The sequence below is a fragment of the Grimontia sp. THUN1695 genome (assembly GCF_059704325.2).
The window spans coordinates 882,141-899,606 of the sequence record NZ_AP046577.1; the positions used below are offsets into that span (position 1 = coordinate 882,141).

Here is a 17,466-nt window from a genome sequence, read left to right on the forward strand (position 1 = left end):
CAGCAAAAGGAAAGCCAGCTTGCAACGCTGGCTTTGCTTTTATACGGTCAGAAAACCGTTTGTTTGGCGAGGAAGTAAGACATGGCTTTTATTTCATCAGCGCAGAAAGGCTGCATTGCCACTTCCATCGGAATATAAAGACCGTTTTGGCGCTTCTTATTCTTGTAATCCATTAACTGGTTATAGAGGTACAGTTCTGACTGCCCACCAATTTTTGGATAGAGCGGCATCACGGGTTCATTTCCACTTTGTCCGTGGCATTGCATGCAGCCGCCGCGAACGGGGTTTTGATAAAGCTGTTTGCCTTGCTCATAAAATGCATCAGGCGTTGCCGACACCGTAATGGGTGCGAGTGAAAGTGTGACGAGTAGGGTGAAGAGGCGCTTGCTATTCATTGTGATTCTTTTCTTAAACAGGTGAGCCAATTTGCCAGTGGCTTAGCATCCTCGCCAAGGTAACCGTGCGCGACGTATTGAATTTGGCCATTTATTTCTACGAGTGTCGCTGGAAGACCAAAGACACCGAGTGGTTGTAAGAGCGACAGGTCATCAATCGCTGCTTGGCCTAAACCGCTGGCGCTGTGTTTCGTTAGCATTGTTTTTACTTTGTCAATTTGGTTGCCGACATGCACCGCTTGAACCGTGACTTGCGGGAGAGCTTTTACTTGCGCTTGCAGCTCAGCCAACATCGGAAGCTCTTTACGGCAACGTGGACACCATATTGCCCACACGTTCACAAACCGAACTCGCGAAGTGCTCAACTGGCCTGAGATTTTCAGCGGGCAATTTAAGTTGTTCCGTGACACCAATAGGTTTAAACGGGGAAGGCGCTTCACACATCTCCCCAGCCCTTATTGATAGCACTGTTACTATTAACATCACGCCTGCCAGTATGCGTAGAGACGTCTTCATCAGCATTAACCTTGGGTGTTGTTAGCGGAAAGTTCAGGGAGCATTTTTTCGGCAATCTTTGCTGCACCGTCACCAATACCAATGCACTGCGCCAAGAGGAACATTGGAGTTGGACTGGAGAGAGTGGCGAAACGGGTCTGGTGGACGTAAGAGGTGCAGTGACATCCGATTCTGTTGATGTGGCAATTAACCTTGCCGTGCAGGGCGTTGGTGTTGCTATGTTGCCCGAAAATCGGATACGAGAATACGTTGATGGCGGAAAACTGATTGTGCTGTTCGACGGTAAGTTTGCTCACCATGGAAAAATGTATGCGGTTTACCGTTCCCGGCATTACGTCTCGATCCGGTATCAAGTATTTATGGAAGCGTTGCGTGAGTTTATGAACCCGTAACGTTTAAGGCCTTTGTGCTCAAAGTCTCATTGTCTTGAACCATCGCGTTTTTAGGAGCACATAACAAAAATGGCTGCTTCAGAGGCAGCCATTTTTTCAACGGTTAAGCGCGCAGGGCATGCTGTTTAGCGACTAATTTCTTGCCGATGATCAAAACCGGAGTCAGCACTAAGATAGCGACAATGAACGCGATATGCGCATTGTTGAGCGCCATGCTGAGTGACTGCTGGCTTATTTCTGCGGCTGTTTGTTTTACCAGCGTCGCCGTGCTGGTCGGGTGACCTTGTGTCAGTAGAGATTGCGCCAACGTTTGCTGGAAATGGGACAGTGCGTCGCTGCCACTTTTCACGCCCATACCTACACTGGATGTCGCAACCGCCGTTTGTACCTGAATGATACGGGAGAACACAGCACTGCCTATCACGCCCCCCAGAGTTCGGAACAGAAAGAAGTTACTGATCCCCTCCAACCTTTGTGTGGCAGAAAAGTAATGCCACACCGCTAGCATCACAGAGACATTCAACAAACCTATGCCAAAACCCCTCAGCAATAACGGGAAGCGCAGATCTGCCCCTGAAACGTTGCTTGGGTATGTGCTGAAGGTGTAAACGGAGATCAGGATCAGCAGCACGCCCACCGGCACAAAGGCGTCACTCAACGGCCGTTTTTTGAGAAAGACCATCACACTTACCAGCATGCCGAGCAGCATGGTGGCAAGGGAAGGCAATTGCACCCAACCAGCATTGAGCGTGTTGTAGTTCATGATCTTGGCAATGAAGTTCACCATGAGGGCGTTACTGGCCATCACCGCGAAGCCAGCCAAAAATCCGTTGTACATAAAAACATTGGTTTTCAATGCACTGTGTAAGGTGCTGGATGCCGTTTTGCCTTGTGATTGGTCATGGCGGTAACTGACAAAAGCCGCCAACCAAAGCACTGAGGAAACTGCGACGCACAGAGTAAAAGTCTTGGACTCAAACCAGTTGTAGTAGCTGCCGCGAAGCAGGATATACACGCTGACAAACAGAGCGGAACACAAGAACACATAACTCATTCCACTGGATTTTGGCATTGTGTTGTAGAAAGCCTTAACGTTGGTGCGAATGGTGCTCGGATAAGCACACAACACTACTAATCCGCATAGCAGTAGCCAGGCTGATAGTGCCAGCATGGCATGCCAGCTCACCCATTCATAGACCCACGCAAAAAGCCAAGGGTAAGCCCCCATAGGTAACAGGGTGGTAAAAAGTAGGCTGGCACCGATAAGTAGCGGCAGTTTAGCTCCCTTTACCTTGTCTAGCATGAGCAGATTCACCGCAACAAGCAGAGTACTAAGGGCAATACCTAACAGGACCCAACTGGCCGTCAGGCTCCACCATGACAAGGCAATCAACGTTTGGCTGGCAGACACCAACATGGCGGTGGACAGCGCTGCGGTCAGCACGCGATCGAGCGTAAAACGGCGAACCCATAGTGGCGTGAGCAAAAAGCCCAGTACCTGTGCCGCCATAAACGCCGCTTTTACCCGCTCAATCTCATCTAGAGACAAGCCGAAGCTTGCCGCCATCGGGGCGCTGAATTCACCGAACATAGCACCCAGCAGGCCATAAGCCGCGAAACTGGTGAACACAATGATGATGAATAAAAGGTGTTTTCGCACTTTAAATACCCTCGCGATAGTTGCGGTGACCACTTACTTAGGCATCGGTGTTAATGACGACTTCGGCAGACAATCCGGTGTAAATGCGTGTTTTTAGTGCTTCTGGAATGTTCAGCTCAATGCGCACAGGAACACGCTGCACCACTTTTACAAAGTTACCTGTGGCATTTTGTGCTGGCAACAAGCTGAACTGTGCACCGGTTGCATGGGTAATTGAGGCGACTTTGCCCGTCAATACGTGGTCTGGAAACATATCTAACCGAATATCAACGCGCTGGCCTTGGGTGACGTTTTCAAGTTGTGTTTCTTTGAAGTTAGCCTCGACCCATACCGCAGAAGGCACCATGGTCATCAGCCCCATACCAGGCTGAACCAGTTTTCCGACTTGAACATTGCGGTTGGCAACATAGCCATCAAACGGTGCCACCACTGTGGTTCTTTTGAGCGCAATGTCAGCCAGAACGAGTTTTGCCTGCGCTTACCGAACCTGTGCGGCCAGTTTCTGGCTTTCTGCAATCAAGGCATCATGGTTCTTTTTCTCCGCGTCCAACATCAGCTTGGCTTGCTTTAACTGTGCATCGGCATTGATAGTGGCGGTTTTCTGCTGGTCATAGTGAGTTTTACTCACAGACTGCTGCGCCAACAAGGTTTTCATACGAGCCAGCTCTGCATGTTGGTGAGAGGCATTGGCTTCAGCACTGACAATGGCTTGCTCTGCCTGTTGGATTTTGCTCGACTGAACACTTAATCGCGCCGTGTTGCTGGTCATGGCCGCTTTTGCAACATCGACTGCAGCCTGCGCAATGTGCAGATTGGCCTGATAATCTTCGGCATCGATCGCAAACAGGGGGTCGCCTTTGCTTACCCATTGGTTGTCGTCGGCAAATACCTTGACGATTTTTCCGCTCACTTCTGCAGAGATTGCGGTAATGTCGGATTTCACATAGGCGTTGTCAGTTTCGACGGTATTGCGGCTAACATACTGGGTGCCCAAGGCCGCAGCCGCAAATAAGATGACAGACAGAACGAGTATTTTCTTTTTCATATCGGCAGACTCAAAGGGAAAAAACGAACGGATGACCCTATCAGCCATCCGTTTGCTAAGTGTTCATAGTTAGAGGAAGTACAATGTCAGCGTTTGGTTACTTGATGCCACGGGTCATTTGTTTCAACACATCATCGCGCTTCACGAAGTGGTGATGCAAAGCGGCGGCAATATGCCCTACAACGGCAATGACCAACACAATCCAGATAGCACCGTGGAGGAACTTCGCTATTCCGGCGAGCGCCTGACTTTTTTCCACCAGCACAGGGAGTTGGAATGCCCCAAAAACATTGACTGGGTAACCAGCGGCCTGCGTCATCAAGATGCCAGAAAGTGGTTGCGCCAACATCAACACATACAGCAGCACGTGCATGCCTTTGGCGAGTGTCGCCTGCAGGGGCGTAGTGTCTGCGGGCAGTTTAGGTTGTACGTTAATTAGACGCCATAACAGCCGTATCAAAATCAGCGTCAGTAGCACCACACCAAATGATTTGTGTAGGTTCGCTGAGGCCATTTTCTCTGGGCCATTTGGCAGACTCGCCATAAAGTTACCCATCACGACGGTAATCGTTAACAGGACAAATAACAGCCAATGTAGTGTTTTAGCGACAAGTCCATATTGCCGCTCATTATTTTTCATCATCCTATTGCCCTCTTTGATAAGCGCTCTGATCATTGCTCTTTTGATATTAGCCAGTTTATAGGTTTGCATTCGTGGCATAAATAAGGCAAAAAGAAACTTATTGTTCTCAAAAATTAACCAATATGACGGCGCTACTTTATTTGCAAACCTTTATGGCAGTGGTGGAGAGCGGCAGTTTCACCGCAGCCGCGCAGTCGCTAGGCATGTCTAAGCCCGTGGTGAGTAAGCACATTAGCATGCTTGAAGCGCATCTTGGGGTGCAACTGTTTCAGCGTACGACTCGGCGTATTCACCTCACTCAGGCAGGTGAAACCTATGCTGATTATGCGCGGCGGATCCTCGTCGATGTGCGTGAAGCGGAAGCGTCGGTAGCAGAACTGCAGAAAGCACCGCAAGGGCGGCTTAAGCTATCGTGTCCTGAAAGCTTGGCTGTGTCTTTGTTGGCGGAGCATTTACCAGAGTTTCAGGCAAGATACCCAAAGCTCGAGTTGGATATTCACATTACTGGCCGTTTCATTGATCTTGTGGCAGAGGGCATTGATGTCGCTTTGCGTATGGGCTCGCTTGATGATTCATCGTTGATGGCAAGAAAACTGATGAACACAGGTTTTCGGGTCTGTGCTTCTGAAGCTTATCTTGAAAAATGGGGAACCCCTCACCATCCCAACGAACTGAGTCGACATAACTGCCTGATATATTCGCAAGGTCAGTTTCCTGAGCACTGGGTGTTTGAAGAAAAAGGAAAACAAATCAAAGTGCGTGTTACTGGTAACTGTACTGCAGGGAGTGGCAGCTTGTTGATTCAGCTTGCGACACAAGATAGCGGTATCTTTCTGGCACCGAGCTTCATGGTTGATAAATTGATCCAGCAGGGAAAATTGGTCCCTTTGCTAGAAGATTTCATGCCATCGCAGTCAGCGTTGTATGCGGTGTACCCCTACAGTAAAAATGTCTCGAAGAAGGTGAGGGTATTTATTGACTACTTGGCAGAACAGCTACAAGAGATGTGAACTAGGTTGAAGTATTCAAAGAGCGAGCAGTTATGCTCGCTCTTTGAATATTGAGACTTTACGCCAGCACGTCTGTTGCCACTTTGTAGCTTGGGTCTTCAATATGGTTGATTTCAACCAGACTGCCTGCTTTGGTGAGCAGCGCCAAACAATCCTGCGACAGGTGGCGAAGGTGCAGCGTTTTGCCTGCTTTGTTGTAACGTTCTGCCAGGGTTTCGATCGCTTCAATGGCTGAATGGTCTGCAACGCGTGATTTACCAAAATCAACGATGACATCGTCAGGGTCGTTCTGTGCGTCAAACAACTCGAGAAAGTTGGCTACTGAGCCAAAGAACAAAGGGCCGTTCACTTCATACACTTTAGAACCATGCTCATTGATATGGCTGGATGCATAAATGTGTTTTGCATGCTCCCAAGCAAACATCAGGGCAGACACAATCACGCCCACAATAACCGCAATAGCAAGGTCAGTCATCACTGTGACAACCGTCACCAGAACGATGACGAAAAAGTCACGTTTAGGGACACGTCGAGCCAACTTGAAAGTCGCCCATTCAAACGTGCCGATTACTACCATGAACATCACACCGACCAGCGCGGCAAGCGGGATCATTTCAATCAATGAAGACGTGAACAAGATAAAGCAGAGCAGTGCAAGCGCAGCAACGATGCCTGACAGGCGGCCACGGCCACCAGAATTCACGTTGATCATGGATTGACCAATCATGGCACAGCCACCCATAGCGCCGAATACGGAACACGTAACGTTTGCCACACCCTGGCCAACACATTCACGGTTACCACGACCACGGGTGCCGGTCATTTCATCGACCACTGTGAGCGTCAGCAGTGATTCAATCAAGCCAACAGCAGCAAGAATCAAAGCATACGGTAGGATGATATAAAGGGTTTCCAGAGTAAAAGGTACCGTTGGAATCGCAAATGTCGGTAAAGACCCGGCCAGCGTGGCGTTTTCATCGCCACTCATTGAGCGCAGGAAATCCACGACGGTACGCGTGTCCAAATCGAACAAGACTACCGTTGCCGTTACGGAGACGATAGCAACGAGTGAAGAGGGAACAGCGGTCGTGATTTTAGGCAGAAAGTGAATGATAGCCATGGTAATTGCGACCAACCCAAGCATGAGATAGAGCTGCTCGCCTTGTAACCATTCCAACTGACCGTCCATGCCAGGCACCTGGAACTGACCGAGCTGGGCAAGGAAGATGACAATGGCCAAGCCATTGACGAAACCAATCATCACCGGGTGTGGCACCATGCGAATGAACTTACCCAGCTTAAAGGCACCCGCAAGGATTTGCAGTGCACCCGCAAGCATTACAGCTGCAAACAGGTATTGGATGCCGTGTTCTGCGACCAGGCTGACCATAACGACGGCCATGGCGCCGGTTGCGCCGGAAATCATGCCAGGACGACCGCCCAGTATTGATGTGAGCAGACCCATGATAAACGCGGCATACAGGCCGACCATGGGGTCAACGCCTGCTACAAAGGCGAATGCGACAGCTTCAGGTACTAAAGCCAGTGCAACGGTTAGCCCCGAGAGGATATCGTTTTTTGCGGAATGACGAGGAAATTTGGGGAATTCAAACATTGTTTAAAGGTACTTCTTCAAGGTGATTGTATTTGGCTTTTCGACAAAGGTTGGGATACTACCGAAAAGTGTGATTTTGTTCAATGTTGGTAACATTTTTGTGAAAAAGGAGTGCGGTTGCTTTTCTTATTGAACAAGGCGTTATACCTGTCAGTCGACAACCGTTAAGATAAAAAAGGCCACGCAGTGCGTGGCCCTGTATCGCAGTTGTTTTCTATTATTGGAAGTCAGGTTTTGTCGCTGGCGCTGCCGCGCTGCTGGTGGCCGTTTGACTGCCTGCCTGACGGGGTTGTTCAAGCTCATTGCGGAATGCGGCGATAGCAACCTGGATAGCGGTTTCATTGTTTTCCGGTGCAGGTGCTTTCGTCATCGGTGATGTCGCACGACCCATGCGAATGGCTGGTTTAACGGGCTTTTCAGCATCAACCGCCAGAATTTCGCTTGCTTCCATCACTTGCTTCACATCAGACGCTTGTGATTCAGACGCAACAGGCGCAGTGTCAACAACCGGTGTTTCAACCACTGACGTTGCTTCTGCTTCGCTCACTTTTACAGTCATGAGCAATTCTTCACTCAGAGCATCATCTTCCGCTTTGGCTTTTTCTTCCAGTACAGACGATGTAGGGCGACGGATAATCACTTTCCCCATTGCCATTTCCGGGAAGGCCACACCGCCATGAGCAGGTTTTTTAGGAGCCTCTTGTTCAGATTTAGCGTCGGTTTTCGTTGTATCCGCTTCTATGTCAGCAACAATTGGCGCTTTCAGTGCTGCTTTTGAAGGCCATACTTTCCCCATTGCCATTTCCGGAGAGGCTACGCCAGACTTCAATACCACCTTGTTACGTTTCTCGACAAAAGAAACCGCAGTTTCCATCATATCCAGCTGGTCAAGCCCTTGTTCTGCGTCTGTGCTGTCATCACGGTTGTTGCGCCGACGGCGCTGGCCACTGGCGCGCAGATGTCGGGGAGATCGGCGGTTACGGCGTTTCTCTTCGCGTTGTTCTCCATTGTCAACCGATTCAGCCACATCCATTTCACCCGTGTGGGATTCTGCTTTCGCTTCTTCCGCGACGGCTTTACCGACTTCCAGCAGAGGGTGGGCTGTTGTGGTGACTTCAGTTTCTTCCACAGCATCAGCAATACGTACTTTTTTGCTCAGCTTACGGCGTTGACGGCGTTGTTTGACTTTCTCCGTCTTTTCCGCTTTTTCTTGCTTCTCTGCCTGTGATTCATCTTTCACTGGCTTAGCGGTTTTTGTTTGCTTGCGCTGCTCGGCTTTCTCTGTTTTTTCTACAGGCTTACGGTTTGGCTTCTTCGCTGCTTTCTCTTGGCGTTCAGTGTTTTCTGGACGCTCTTTGCGACGCGCTTTCTTCTCACCATGTTGTTCCGCATTTTTGCTGTTTTCTTCACGCTGACCATTGTTGTTGCGTGAGCCACGGCGGGTACGGTCTTGTGAACGTTTGCTGTCACGACGGTTGCGGTTATCACGCTTTGATTCTTCTTGTTCTTCCTTCCCATCTTGCTTACCACCGGAAAACAGGCCAGAAATGAAGGAGACCAGACGGGAGAACAACCCTGGTTTTGCCTCCTCTTTTACTGCCGCAGGTTTTGCAACAGGCGCAGGAGAAGCAGGGGCAGTAAAGCCTTGTAGTGCAGGCTCTTCACGTTTCTTCACAACACGTTCTGTTGGCGCATCGTCTTTTGCGTCATTTTCACGCATTGCTTCCAGGTGTTCTGGCAGGCGGTAAGACAAGGAAGAAACTTCGTCGCCACCGCGGATACGAACCACTTCAAAGTGTGGCGTTTCCATGTTGGCGTTAGGCACCACAATCACACGTACATTGTGGTATTTCTCAACGTGCTGCACAGAGCGGCGTTTTTCGTTGAGCAGATAAGAAGCAACAGGAACAGGTACAACAGCCATCACCTGGGCTGTGTTCTCTTTCAGCGCTTCTTCTTCAATCAGTCGCAGAATAGACAGGGACAGGGATTCGTTGTCACGAATCACACCAGTACCAGTACAGCGTGGACAGATGTGGTGACTCGCTTCTGCCAGGGACGGGCTCAGGCGCTGACGCGACATTTCCAGCAGACCAAAGCGCGAAATACGGCCAATCTGAACGCGAGCACGGTCCATACGGACAGCTTCACGCAGACGGTTTTCCACTTCGCGTTGATGGCGAACCGGGGTCATATCAATGAAGTCGATAACAACCAGACCACCGAGGTCACGCAGACGCAACTGACGTGCAATTTCGTCAGCGGCTTCCAGGTTGGTTTGTAGCGCCGTTTCTTCGATATCAGACCCCTTGGTTGCGCGGGCGGAGTTGATGTCGATAGAGGTCAACGCTTCCGTTGGGTCAATAACAATCGAACCACCGGAAGGCAGGCGTACTTCACGTTGGAATGCCGATTCAATCTGGCTTTCGATTTGGTAGTGACTGAACAGTGGTACTTCGCCTTCATAGCGTTTCACGCGGCTCAGGAAGTCAGGACGGGTTGCCTGGATACGTTCACGCGCCTGATTGTAAACTTTCTCGCTGTCGATCAGCACTTCGCCGATGTCACGGCGCAGATAATCACGGAATGCACGTGCGATCACATCACTTTCCTGATAAATCAGGAAAGGTGCGGTTTTAGATTCGGCAGCGCCTTGGATACGTTCCCAGTTATTTAGCAGGTAGTTTAAATCCCATTCGAGCTCTTCAGCCGATTTACCTACACCCGCTGTACGCACGATAAGGCCCATGCCCTGAGGCAGAGTCAGGCCAGACATCGCTTCTTTCAGCTGGCTGCGTTCTTCACCTTCAATACGGCGGGAAATGCCGCCAGCGCGCGGGTTGTTCGGCATTAAAACCAGATAACTACCGGCGAGCGAGATGAAGGTGGTCAAGGCAGCACCTTTGTTACCACGTTCTTCTTTATCAACTTGAACAATTACCTCTTGGCCTTCTTTCAACACCTCTTTGATGTTTGGACGACCTTGGTAGCTGTAATTGTCTGGAAAGTATTCGCGGGCAATTTCTTTAAGGGGAAGGAAACCGTGACGCTCTGAGCCATAGTCTACGAAAGCAGCTTCCAGACTGGGTTCAATGCGGGTAATACGGCCTTTATAGATATTTGCTTTTTTCGATTCATGGCCAGGGCTTTCGATATCCAGATCGTATAAGCGCTGACCGTCAACCAATGCGACGCGCAACTCTTCCTTTTGAGTTGCGTTAATCAACATTCTTTTCATATCAAATTGTTCTCGATTATTTGTTGTTATTAGTTGTTGGAAACGAGAGAAAGAACGCAATGCTGCCAGGTCCCAAGTCTGACGTTAATGCAGCCTCACGGCTGGGAAATCAGGGACGCTCCAGGGCACTACCTATCTACCCACTGATACGGAAATAGTGTATTCACTCCGGTTTATTCAGTCGGCTATTCGCCACAAATGGCGACAGTCTCTTTGACACTGGTTATTTATCCCGTCGTGCCAACAATCTAACGGGTGCTTTATTCTTCATGTCTTACGCCGAGTGCGGCATGATTAGGACACCCTGACTTGCCAACGAATCAGATACTACTTAGACATAGTGCTTGTGGCAGTTAGGGGTCTGAGATAAAGCGGTAAAGATTTACTCTATTTGTTGACATTTTAGTCGTAATGAGCAAAAAAGCGTCACGCTTTTCTGCTTTACGGCGCAACTATAGCAGGGACACTTTTTTGCAGCAAACTACTTTGATGCAATGTAGAATCTACGGCCTATGAATACTGAAAAACCTAAAGTGCAATTCATCGACATTTCAGATGACATTGCGGGCCAACGGATCGATAACTTTCTCCGAAATAGGCTCAAAAACGTACCTAAAAGTATGATTTATCGCGTTCTCCGCAAAGGAGAAGTGCGAGTTAATAAAAAACGTATAAAACCTGAATATAAGCTTCAGGCAGGGGATGTTATCCGCATGCCGCCTATCAAGATCCCAGAGACGGCGCAGGCTGAGGCACCCAGCACGAAACTTAATCGGGTAGCTGAGCTGGAAAAATGTGTGATTTATGAAGATGATCACATGTTGGTGCTCAATAAACCGTCAGGGACAGCGGTTCATGGTGGCAGCGGTTTGCACTTTGGTGCGATTGAAGCAATGCGGGCCCTTAGACCAGATGCCCGCTTTTTGGAACTGGTGCACCGCATTGATCGCGATACATCCGGTATCTTGTTGATTGCCAAGAAGCGTTCAGCACTTCGCCACCTGCAGGCGCAGTTTCGTGAGAAAACGGTGCAGAAGTATTATTTTGCACTGGTTATGGGTAACTGGAAGCCTTCGATGAAGAAGGTCACTGCGCCGCTGATGAAAAATGAAGTCAACAGTATTGTGCGTGTGAACCCCAATGGTAAACCGTCAGAAACCCGTTTTAAGGTGTTGGGGCAGTTTGAGCAGGCCACCCTGGTGCAAGCCAGTCCAATTACGGGACGTACTCATCAAATTCGCGTACATGCGCAGTATGTGGGTCATCCTCTCGCGTGGGATGATCGCTATGGCGATCCGCGCTTTGATGCCTACACCAAAAAGTTCGGTTTGAACCGTTTGTTCCTTCATGCTGCCAACATCAAGTTTACCCACCCGGGCTCCGGGGAATTGATGAATATCTCTGCTCCGATGGACAAGCAACTGGAAAAAACGCTGGAAGGGTTAAGGAAAGCGCCACGCGTTAACTGATCACCAGCGGGTAATATCCGCTTCTTATGATTTATCACCCTTAAGAAAAGGGGCTGTGCCCCTTTTCAAAGCACGTTTACTCCTTCAGCGTTAAGCATTTCGCACAAACGAATCAGGGGCAATCCAACTAATGTATTCGGATCCCGGCCTTCCAGCCTGTCAAACAGCGCAATGCCCAGACTCTCGCATTTAAAGCTGCCTGCACAATCGAGCGGTTTTTCCCTTTCCACATAGCGACGAATTTCTCTTTCGCTTAGGTTACGGAAATGAACGTGAAAGGGTTCTACGTCCGTTTGGGCTGTGCCTGTTTTCGCATTGAGTAGGGTAAGGCCTGTATAAAAGGTAACGTGTTTCCCGCTGGCTGCATTGAGCTGCGCGATTGCTTTTTCTTCTGTATGAGGTTTGCCCAGGATCTTTTCGTCGATCACACAAACCTGATCGGATCCTATGATCAACGCCTCGGAATAAATGTCCTGACAGGCTTTGGCTTTTTCCAGAGAAAGGCGCTTCACCAAATCTGTGGGCGTTTCATTTTCTTTCGCAGATTCATCAATATCCGGTGAGTACACACAAAAGGGGAGGCCAAGTTTTTGCAGAAGTTGCTGTCGATACCAGGATCCAGACGCCAGCACAATTGTTTGTTTATTCATCTAACGATGATCCTTTACCTGAATATTCGTATACGTGAGTCAGTGTAATGTTTTAAACTTGCGTAGGCGAGTGGGCATCTGGTGTACGTTGGCAGTTGTCGCCCATTCAAAGATCAATTGTGCTAAGTACCTGTTGTTCAGAAACCAACCTTGTTTTTATTTCTCAGGGCGTTTGAAGCGCTTGAATAGAAGTAAAGGCATAAATTTCTTTGACTCAGGCTACATAGGAGGCTAGAATTCGCGCCCTATGCAAAAGGTAAAGCTACCACTAACGGTTGACCCGTTTAGAAGTGCGCAAAAGCAGCTTGATTACGATGGCATCATCACTGTTAAGCAACTGGAGCGTATTGCTGAAGCAACTGAAGGTGTAATCAGTGATGCCGAAGTGAAGCTTTCGTTTGACATTGATGCTCAAGGGCTGAAGATTGTACGCGGTAACGCCAAGGTCGATGTCAATTTAGAGTGTCAGCGTTGTTGGAAAATCTTCCCGCATCATTGTGAAGTCGAATTTATTTACAGCCCGGTTTTCAATGAAGATCAGGTTGGCAATTTACCGGATGCTTATGAGCCGGCATTAGTCGACGAAAATGGTGAGATTGACTTGCTTCAACTTATCGAAGATGAGTTGATTGTGGCTTTGCCACAGGTTGCCATGCATGACGAAGAAGATTGCGAAGTTGATTCTGAAAGCATGGTATTTGGGGAAATCCCGCTTGCTGATGAGCGTCCGAATCCATTTGCCGTTTTGAAAAACTTAAAGCAAAGTAACGAGGAGTAGGGTCAATGGCCGTACAACAGAACCGTAAAACCCGTTCTAAGCGTGGTATGCGTCGTTCACACGATGCGCTGGGCACTGCAGCACTGTCTGTAGATGCAACTTCTGGTGAAACTCACCTGCGTCACAACGTGACTGCTGACGGTTTCTACCGTGGCCGTAAGGTAATCAACAAGTAAGGTTGAGCCTTGACAGGTCTAACCATTGCACTTGATGCGATGGGCGGGGATTTCGGTCCTCAAGTAACAGTGCCTGCCTCCGTGCAGGCATTGTTGCATTTCCCCTCGTTAAAAGTGGTACTCGTCGGTGATCAATCCGAGATCACCCGCCAGCTTGTATCGCTGGGTCAAAAAGAAAATCCTCGCATATCGATTGTTCATGCGGAATCTTCGATCGCCAATGACACAAGACCCTCACAAGCACTGAGATCGAGTAAAGGGACATCCATGCGTATTGCCCTCGAACTGGTTGCAGACGGTTTGGCTGATGCCTGTGTCAGTGCCGGAAATACCGGTGCATTGATGGCGCTTTCCCGTTCGCTGTTGAAGCTTCTTCCTGGCATAGATCGTCCCGCATTGATCTCAGAGTTGCCCACAGTAGGCGATCAACAAAGCTGGTTACTGGATTTGGGCGCCAATGTCTCTGTGGATGCAGACACCCTGTTTCAATTTGCAGTCATGGGCTCTGTGTTGGCAGAAGAACAGTTAGGCTATAAGCCTTCAGTGGGCTTGCTGAATATCGGTGAAGAAGAGATCAAAGGTAATGACTTGGTTAAGCGCTGTTCAGAGATGCTGCAGCAGTGCTCGGCGGTTAATTACATCGGTTATGTAGAGGGTGACCAGCTTTATACCGGTAAAGCTGATGTCATTGTCTGCGATGGATTTGTCGGTAATGTGAGCCTTAAAACCAGTGAAGGTGTCGCCAGACTGTTTTTAGAGAGCCTGAAGATACATGTCTTGGCTAATCCTTTTAAGAAACTGGTAGCTAAATGGTTATTTGGTGGGCTGTTTAATCGCCTCAAAGACCTGAACCCCGACCAGTACAATGGTGCAAGTCTGTTAGGATTGCGCGGCATTGTAGTGAAAAGCCACGGACGGGCTGATATTTCCGCTTTCCAACATGCTATCGGAGAAGCGGTACACGAAGTCGAACGGCAACTACCGAATAAAATATGTGACCGTTTGGAAGCCGTACTACTCGAGAGGCATTATTAGTCTTCATGTTCAGTAAGATTTTAGGCACAGGCAGTTATCTGCCTGCGCAAATCCGCACCAATGCGGATCTTGAAAAAATGGTGGATACCAGTGATGAGTGGATCACTGCCCGTACTGGTATCAAAGAACGCCGAATTGCCAGCGCACAAGACACAGTCGCCACGATGGGTTATTACGCAGCTTGTCAGGCGATTGAAATGGCAGGCGTTGATAAACAAGATATCGACTTGATTATTGTCGCCACAACCAGTGGTGAGAGCGCATTCCCCTCAGCGGCCTGTGAGATTCAGGCAATGCTGGAGATCAGCGGTTGTCCGGCTTTCGATATTGCGGCTGCGTGTTCAGGTTTTGTCTATGCACTGAGTGTGGCTGATCAATATATAAAGTCAGGTATGGCGCGCAATGTACTGGTGATTGGTGCAGATCGTCTCTCCCACTTGTGTGATCCTGAAGATCGCTCAACCATCATCCTGTTTGGCGATGGTGCGGGTGCGGTTGTTGTCGGTGCCAGTGAAGAACCCGGCATTATTTCAACCCACCTTCGCGCTGACGGTAAATTCGGCGAGTTGCTGAAGGTGAAATATCCACAACGCGCGAAAGCGGGTAGCCCTGTGGATGCCGATGCTTGGCTGTACATGGCCGGCAACGATGTATTCAAAGTTGCGGTAACGCAACTGGCGAACATTGTGGCGGAAACACTGGATGAAAATCAGATGGATAAGTCTGAAATAGACTGGTTGGTCCCTCACCAAGCAAACTATCGCATTATCAAGGCAACGGCGAAAAAGCTTGCCATGTCGATGGATCAGGTAGTACTCACACTTGATAAGCATGGCAATACATCGGCTGCTTCCGTGCCCACCGCGCTTGATGAAGCGGTACGTGACGGACGCATTCAACGCGGCCATACGATTTTGCTGGAAGCCTTTGGTGGTGGTTTCGCCTGGGGCTCAGCTCTGATCAAATTTTAAAAAGGAAAACGCTATGTCTAATTTTGCTGTGGTTTTTCCCGGCCAGGGTTCTCAATCTGTGGGCATGTTGGCAGAACTGGCTGAACAGTTTCCTATAGTACAAGAAACCTTTGCAGAAGCTTCTGAAGTACTTGGCTATGACCTTTGGGCACTGGTCCAAAATGGTCCTGCGGAAGATCTGAATCAAACCAACCGTACCCAGCCAGCTCTGTTAACGGCATCTGTTGCCATTTGGCGCGTTTGGCAGCAAGAAGGCGGTGCGCAGCCTTCTGTGATGGCAGGGCACAGTCTGGGTGAATACTCTGCGCTGGTGTGTGCCGGCGTTATCGACTTTAAGCAAGCGGTTAAGCTGGTAGAACTGCGCGGCGAGCTGATGCAAGAAGCGGTTCCTGCCGGTGTTGGCGCCATGTCTGCCATCATTGGCTTGGACAATGACGCTATCGCAAAAGCGTGTGAAGAAGCGGCACAAGGTCAGGTGGTTTCTCCTGTTAACTTTAACTCGCCGGGCCAGGTGGTTATTGCAGGTAATAAAGAAGCGGTAGAACGTGCAAACGCGCTGTGTAAAGCGGCGGGAGCTAAGCGCGCACTGCCTCTGCCTGTGTCTGTGCCATCTCACTGTGCATTGATGAAGCCCGCCGCTGACAAACTGGCTGTTGCGTTGGAAGAAATCGAATTTTCGGCACCTTCTATTCCTGTAATTAATAATGCTGATGTTGCGATTGAAACTGATCCGGCTGCAATCAAAGATGCGTTAGTTCGCCAATTGTACGGTCCGGTTCGCTGGACAGAAGGTTGTGAGAAAATGGCCAATGAAGGCGTTGAACTGCTGCTCGAAATGGGACCAGGCAAAGTGTTGACTGGCCTCGCCAAACGTATCGACAAACGTCTGAACGCAGCAGCAGTGAATGATCCAGCTTCTCTGGAAGCGGCGAAGTAATCAATTCTGGGATTCACAGCCGGTGAAAGCTGGCTGTTTAATAAAGGAACGAAAACTGATGAATCTGAACGGTAAGATTGCTCTGGTAACAGGTGCGAGCCGCGGCATTGGCCGTGCAATTGCTGAACTGCTGGTTGAGCGCGGTGCAACGGTTGTAGGGACTGCCACTTCTGAGAGCGGTGCCTCAGCAATTAGCGAATATCTGGGTGAAAATGGTAAAGGTTATGCGCTTAATGTAACCTCTGCTGAATCCATTGACGCTGTACTTAAGGCAATTAAAGAAGAGTTTGGTGATGTCGATATTCTGGTGAACAACGCCGGCATCACCCGTGATAACCTTCTGATGCGAATGAAAGACGACGAATGGCAAGACATAATGGACACCAACCTGACGTCTATCTTCCGCATGTCTAAAGCCGTATTGCGTGCGATGATGAAAAAGCGTAACGGCCGCATCATTAATGTTGGCTCAGTGGTTGGCACCATGGGGAACGCTGGTCAGGCAAACTATGCTGCTGCGAAAGCCGGCGTTGTGGGCTTTACCAAATCTATGGCACGTGAGGTTGCATCACGTGGGATTACTGTAAATACTGTTGCCCCGGGTTTCATCGAAACCGATATGACAAAAGCGCTGAATGATGATCAGCGTGCAGCGACATTGGCTCAGGTACCTGCTGGACGTCTGGGTGAACCACGTGAAATTGCGGCTACTGTCGCATTCCTTGCATCAGATGATGCAGCGTATATCACGGGTGAAACACTGCATGTCAATGGCGGCATGTACATGATTTAAACAATAAAGTTGCACCTCTAAATGATTCAGGTCAAAATCCGATGGTTTATCAGCCAAATCGTGGTTTGACCAGCATTTCGGGTGTTGCAACTTCCACGTTATTGAATAAACTACTGCACATATCGCATCTGCGAATCTTGTAA

General features: G+C 49.2%; 16 protein-coding genes and 1 pseudogene. 9 read left to right on the forward strand and 8 right to left on the reverse strand.

Annotated features, from left to right (window positions below):
- Nucleotides 1–47 precede the first annotated feature (47 nt).
- On the reverse strand, nucleotides 48–395 hold the full coding sequence (locus AC6IB1_RS07625) for a c-type cytochrome (RefSeq protein ID WP_497568493.1): 348 nt from the start codon (nucleotides 393–395) through the stop codon (nucleotides 48–50).
- Nucleotides 392–688 carry a hypothetical protein gene (locus AC6IB1_RS07630; RefSeq protein ID WP_497568494.1) on the reverse strand — a complete coding sequence of 99 codons (297 nt, stop codon included), beginning with the start codon at nucleotides 686–688 and terminating at the stop codon, nucleotides 392–394. Before AC6IB1_RS07630 ends, AC6IB1_RS07625 begins: the two co-directional genes overlap by 4 nt.
- A 234-nt stretch (nucleotides 689–922) precedes the next feature.
- Between AC6IB1_RS07630 and AC6IB1_RS07635 the strand changes: the two genes are divergently transcribed.
- On the forward strand, nucleotides 923–1,303 hold the full coding sequence (locus AC6IB1_RS07635; RefSeq protein ID WP_497568495.1) for a LysR substrate-binding domain-containing protein: 381 nt from the start codon (nucleotides 923–925) through the stop codon (nucleotides 1,301–1,303).
- Between the two features lie 103 nt (nucleotides 1,304–1,406).
- Here the strand turns inward: AC6IB1_RS07635 and AC6IB1_RS07640 are convergent, their stop codons facing one another.
- The 3 genes and pseudogenes from AC6IB1_RS07640 to AC6IB1_RS07650 form a co-directional block, all read right to left on the reverse strand.
- On the reverse strand, nucleotides 1,407–2,963 hold the full coding sequence (locus AC6IB1_RS07640; protein ID WP_497568496.1) for an MFS transporter: 1,557 nt from the start codon (nucleotides 2,961–2,963) through the stop codon (nucleotides 1,407–1,409).
- A gap of 37 nt (nucleotides 2,964–3,000) precedes the next feature.
- Nucleotides 3,001–4,008: pseudogene (locus AC6IB1_RS07645) on the reverse strand (HlyD family secretion protein).
- Between the two features lie 97 nt (nucleotides 4,009–4,105).
- Nucleotides 4,106–4,651, reverse strand: a complete 546-nt coding sequence (locus AC6IB1_RS07650) for a cytochrome b (RefSeq protein WP_497568497.1) — start codon at nucleotides 4,649–4,651, stop codon at nucleotides 4,106–4,108.
- 122 nt (nucleotides 4,652–4,773) lie between these two features.
- On the opposite strand from AC6IB1_RS07650, the gene AC6IB1_RS07655 reads away from it, so the two are divergent.
- Nucleotides 4,774–5,661 (forward strand): LysR family transcriptional regulator, encoded by an 888-nt coding sequence (locus tag AC6IB1_RS07655; protein ID WP_497568498.1) that lies wholly within the window; start codon nucleotides 4,774–4,776, stop codon nucleotides 5,659–5,661.
- A gap of 58 nt (nucleotides 5,662–5,719) precedes the next feature.
- On the opposite strand, the gene AC6IB1_RS07660 is transcribed toward AC6IB1_RS07655, so the two are convergent.
- Together AC6IB1_RS07660 and rne are read right to left on the reverse strand one after the other, a co-directional pair.
- Nucleotides 5,720–7,276: a SulP family inorganic anion transporter gene (locus tag AC6IB1_RS07660; protein WP_497568499.1), complete on the reverse strand. Its 1,557-nt coding sequence runs from the start codon at nucleotides 7,274–7,276 to the stop codon at nucleotides 5,720–5,722.
- Between the two features lie 217 nt (nucleotides 7,277–7,493).
- On the reverse strand, nucleotides 7,494–10,505 hold the full coding sequence (gene rne, locus AC6IB1_RS07665) for a ribonuclease E (protein WP_497568500.1): 3,012 nt from the start codon (nucleotides 10,503–10,505) through the stop codon (nucleotides 7,494–7,496).
- 521 nt (nucleotides 10,506–11,026) lie between these two features.
- Between rne and rluC the strand changes: the two genes are divergently transcribed.
- Nucleotides 11,027–11,983 carry a 23S rRNA pseudouridine(955/2504/2580) synthase RluC gene (rluC, locus tag AC6IB1_RS07670; RefSeq protein ID WP_497568501.1) on the forward strand — a complete coding sequence of 319 codons (957 nt, stop codon included), beginning with the start codon at nucleotides 11,027–11,029 and terminating at the stop codon, nucleotides 11,981–11,983.
- A gap of 65 nt (nucleotides 11,984–12,048) precedes the next feature.
- Here rluC and AC6IB1_RS07675 read toward each other — a convergent pair whose 3' ends face one another.
- On the reverse strand, nucleotides 12,049–12,633 hold the full coding sequence (locus AC6IB1_RS07675) for a Maf family protein (RefSeq protein WP_497568502.1): 585 nt from the start codon (nucleotides 12,631–12,633) through the stop codon (nucleotides 12,049–12,051).
- A 247-nt stretch (nucleotides 12,634–12,880) separates the two neighbouring features.
- Between AC6IB1_RS07675 and yceD the strand changes: the two genes are divergently transcribed.
- The 6 genes from yceD to fabG are packed head-to-tail and all read left to right on the forward strand — an operon-like array spanning nucleotide 12,881 to nucleotide 17,323.
- Entirely contained in the window at nucleotides 12,881–13,411 is a 531-nt protein-coding gene (gene yceD / locus AC6IB1_RS07680) for a 23S rRNA accumulation protein YceD (RefSeq protein ID WP_497568503.1), read from the forward strand.
- A 5-nt stretch (nucleotides 13,412–13,416) separates the two neighbouring features.
- A complete protein-coding gene (gene rpmF / locus AC6IB1_RS07685; protein ID WP_005505973.1) occupies nucleotides 13,417–13,587 on the forward strand; it encodes a 50S ribosomal protein L32 in 171 nt (56 codons plus the stop codon).
- A 9-nt stretch (nucleotides 13,588–13,596) separates the two neighbouring features.
- The gene (gene plsX / locus AC6IB1_RS07690) at nucleotides 13,597–14,622 is read left to right on the forward strand and encodes a phosphate acyltransferase PlsX (RefSeq protein WP_497568504.1); all 1,026 of its coding nucleotides are present in this window, start codon (nucleotides 13,597–13,599) and stop codon (nucleotides 14,620–14,622) included.
- Between the two features lie 5 nt (nucleotides 14,623–14,627).
- Nucleotides 14,628–15,593 (forward strand): beta-ketoacyl-ACP synthase III, encoded by a 966-nt coding sequence (locus AC6IB1_RS07695; protein WP_497568505.1) that lies wholly within the window; start codon nucleotides 14,628–14,630, stop codon nucleotides 15,591–15,593.
- Between the two features lie 13 nt (nucleotides 15,594–15,606).
- The gene (gene fabD, locus AC6IB1_RS07700; RefSeq protein ID WP_497568506.1) at nucleotides 15,607–16,530 is read left to right on the forward strand and encodes an ACP S-malonyltransferase; all 924 of its coding nucleotides are present in this window, start codon (nucleotides 15,607–15,609) and stop codon (nucleotides 16,528–16,530) included.
- 58 nt (nucleotides 16,531–16,588) lie between these two features.
- A complete protein-coding gene (fabG, locus tag AC6IB1_RS07705) occupies nucleotides 16,589–17,323 on the forward strand; it encodes a 3-oxoacyl-ACP reductase FabG (RefSeq protein ID WP_497568507.1) in 735 nt (244 codons plus the stop codon).
- Nucleotides 17,324–17,466: the final 143 nt, after the last annotated feature.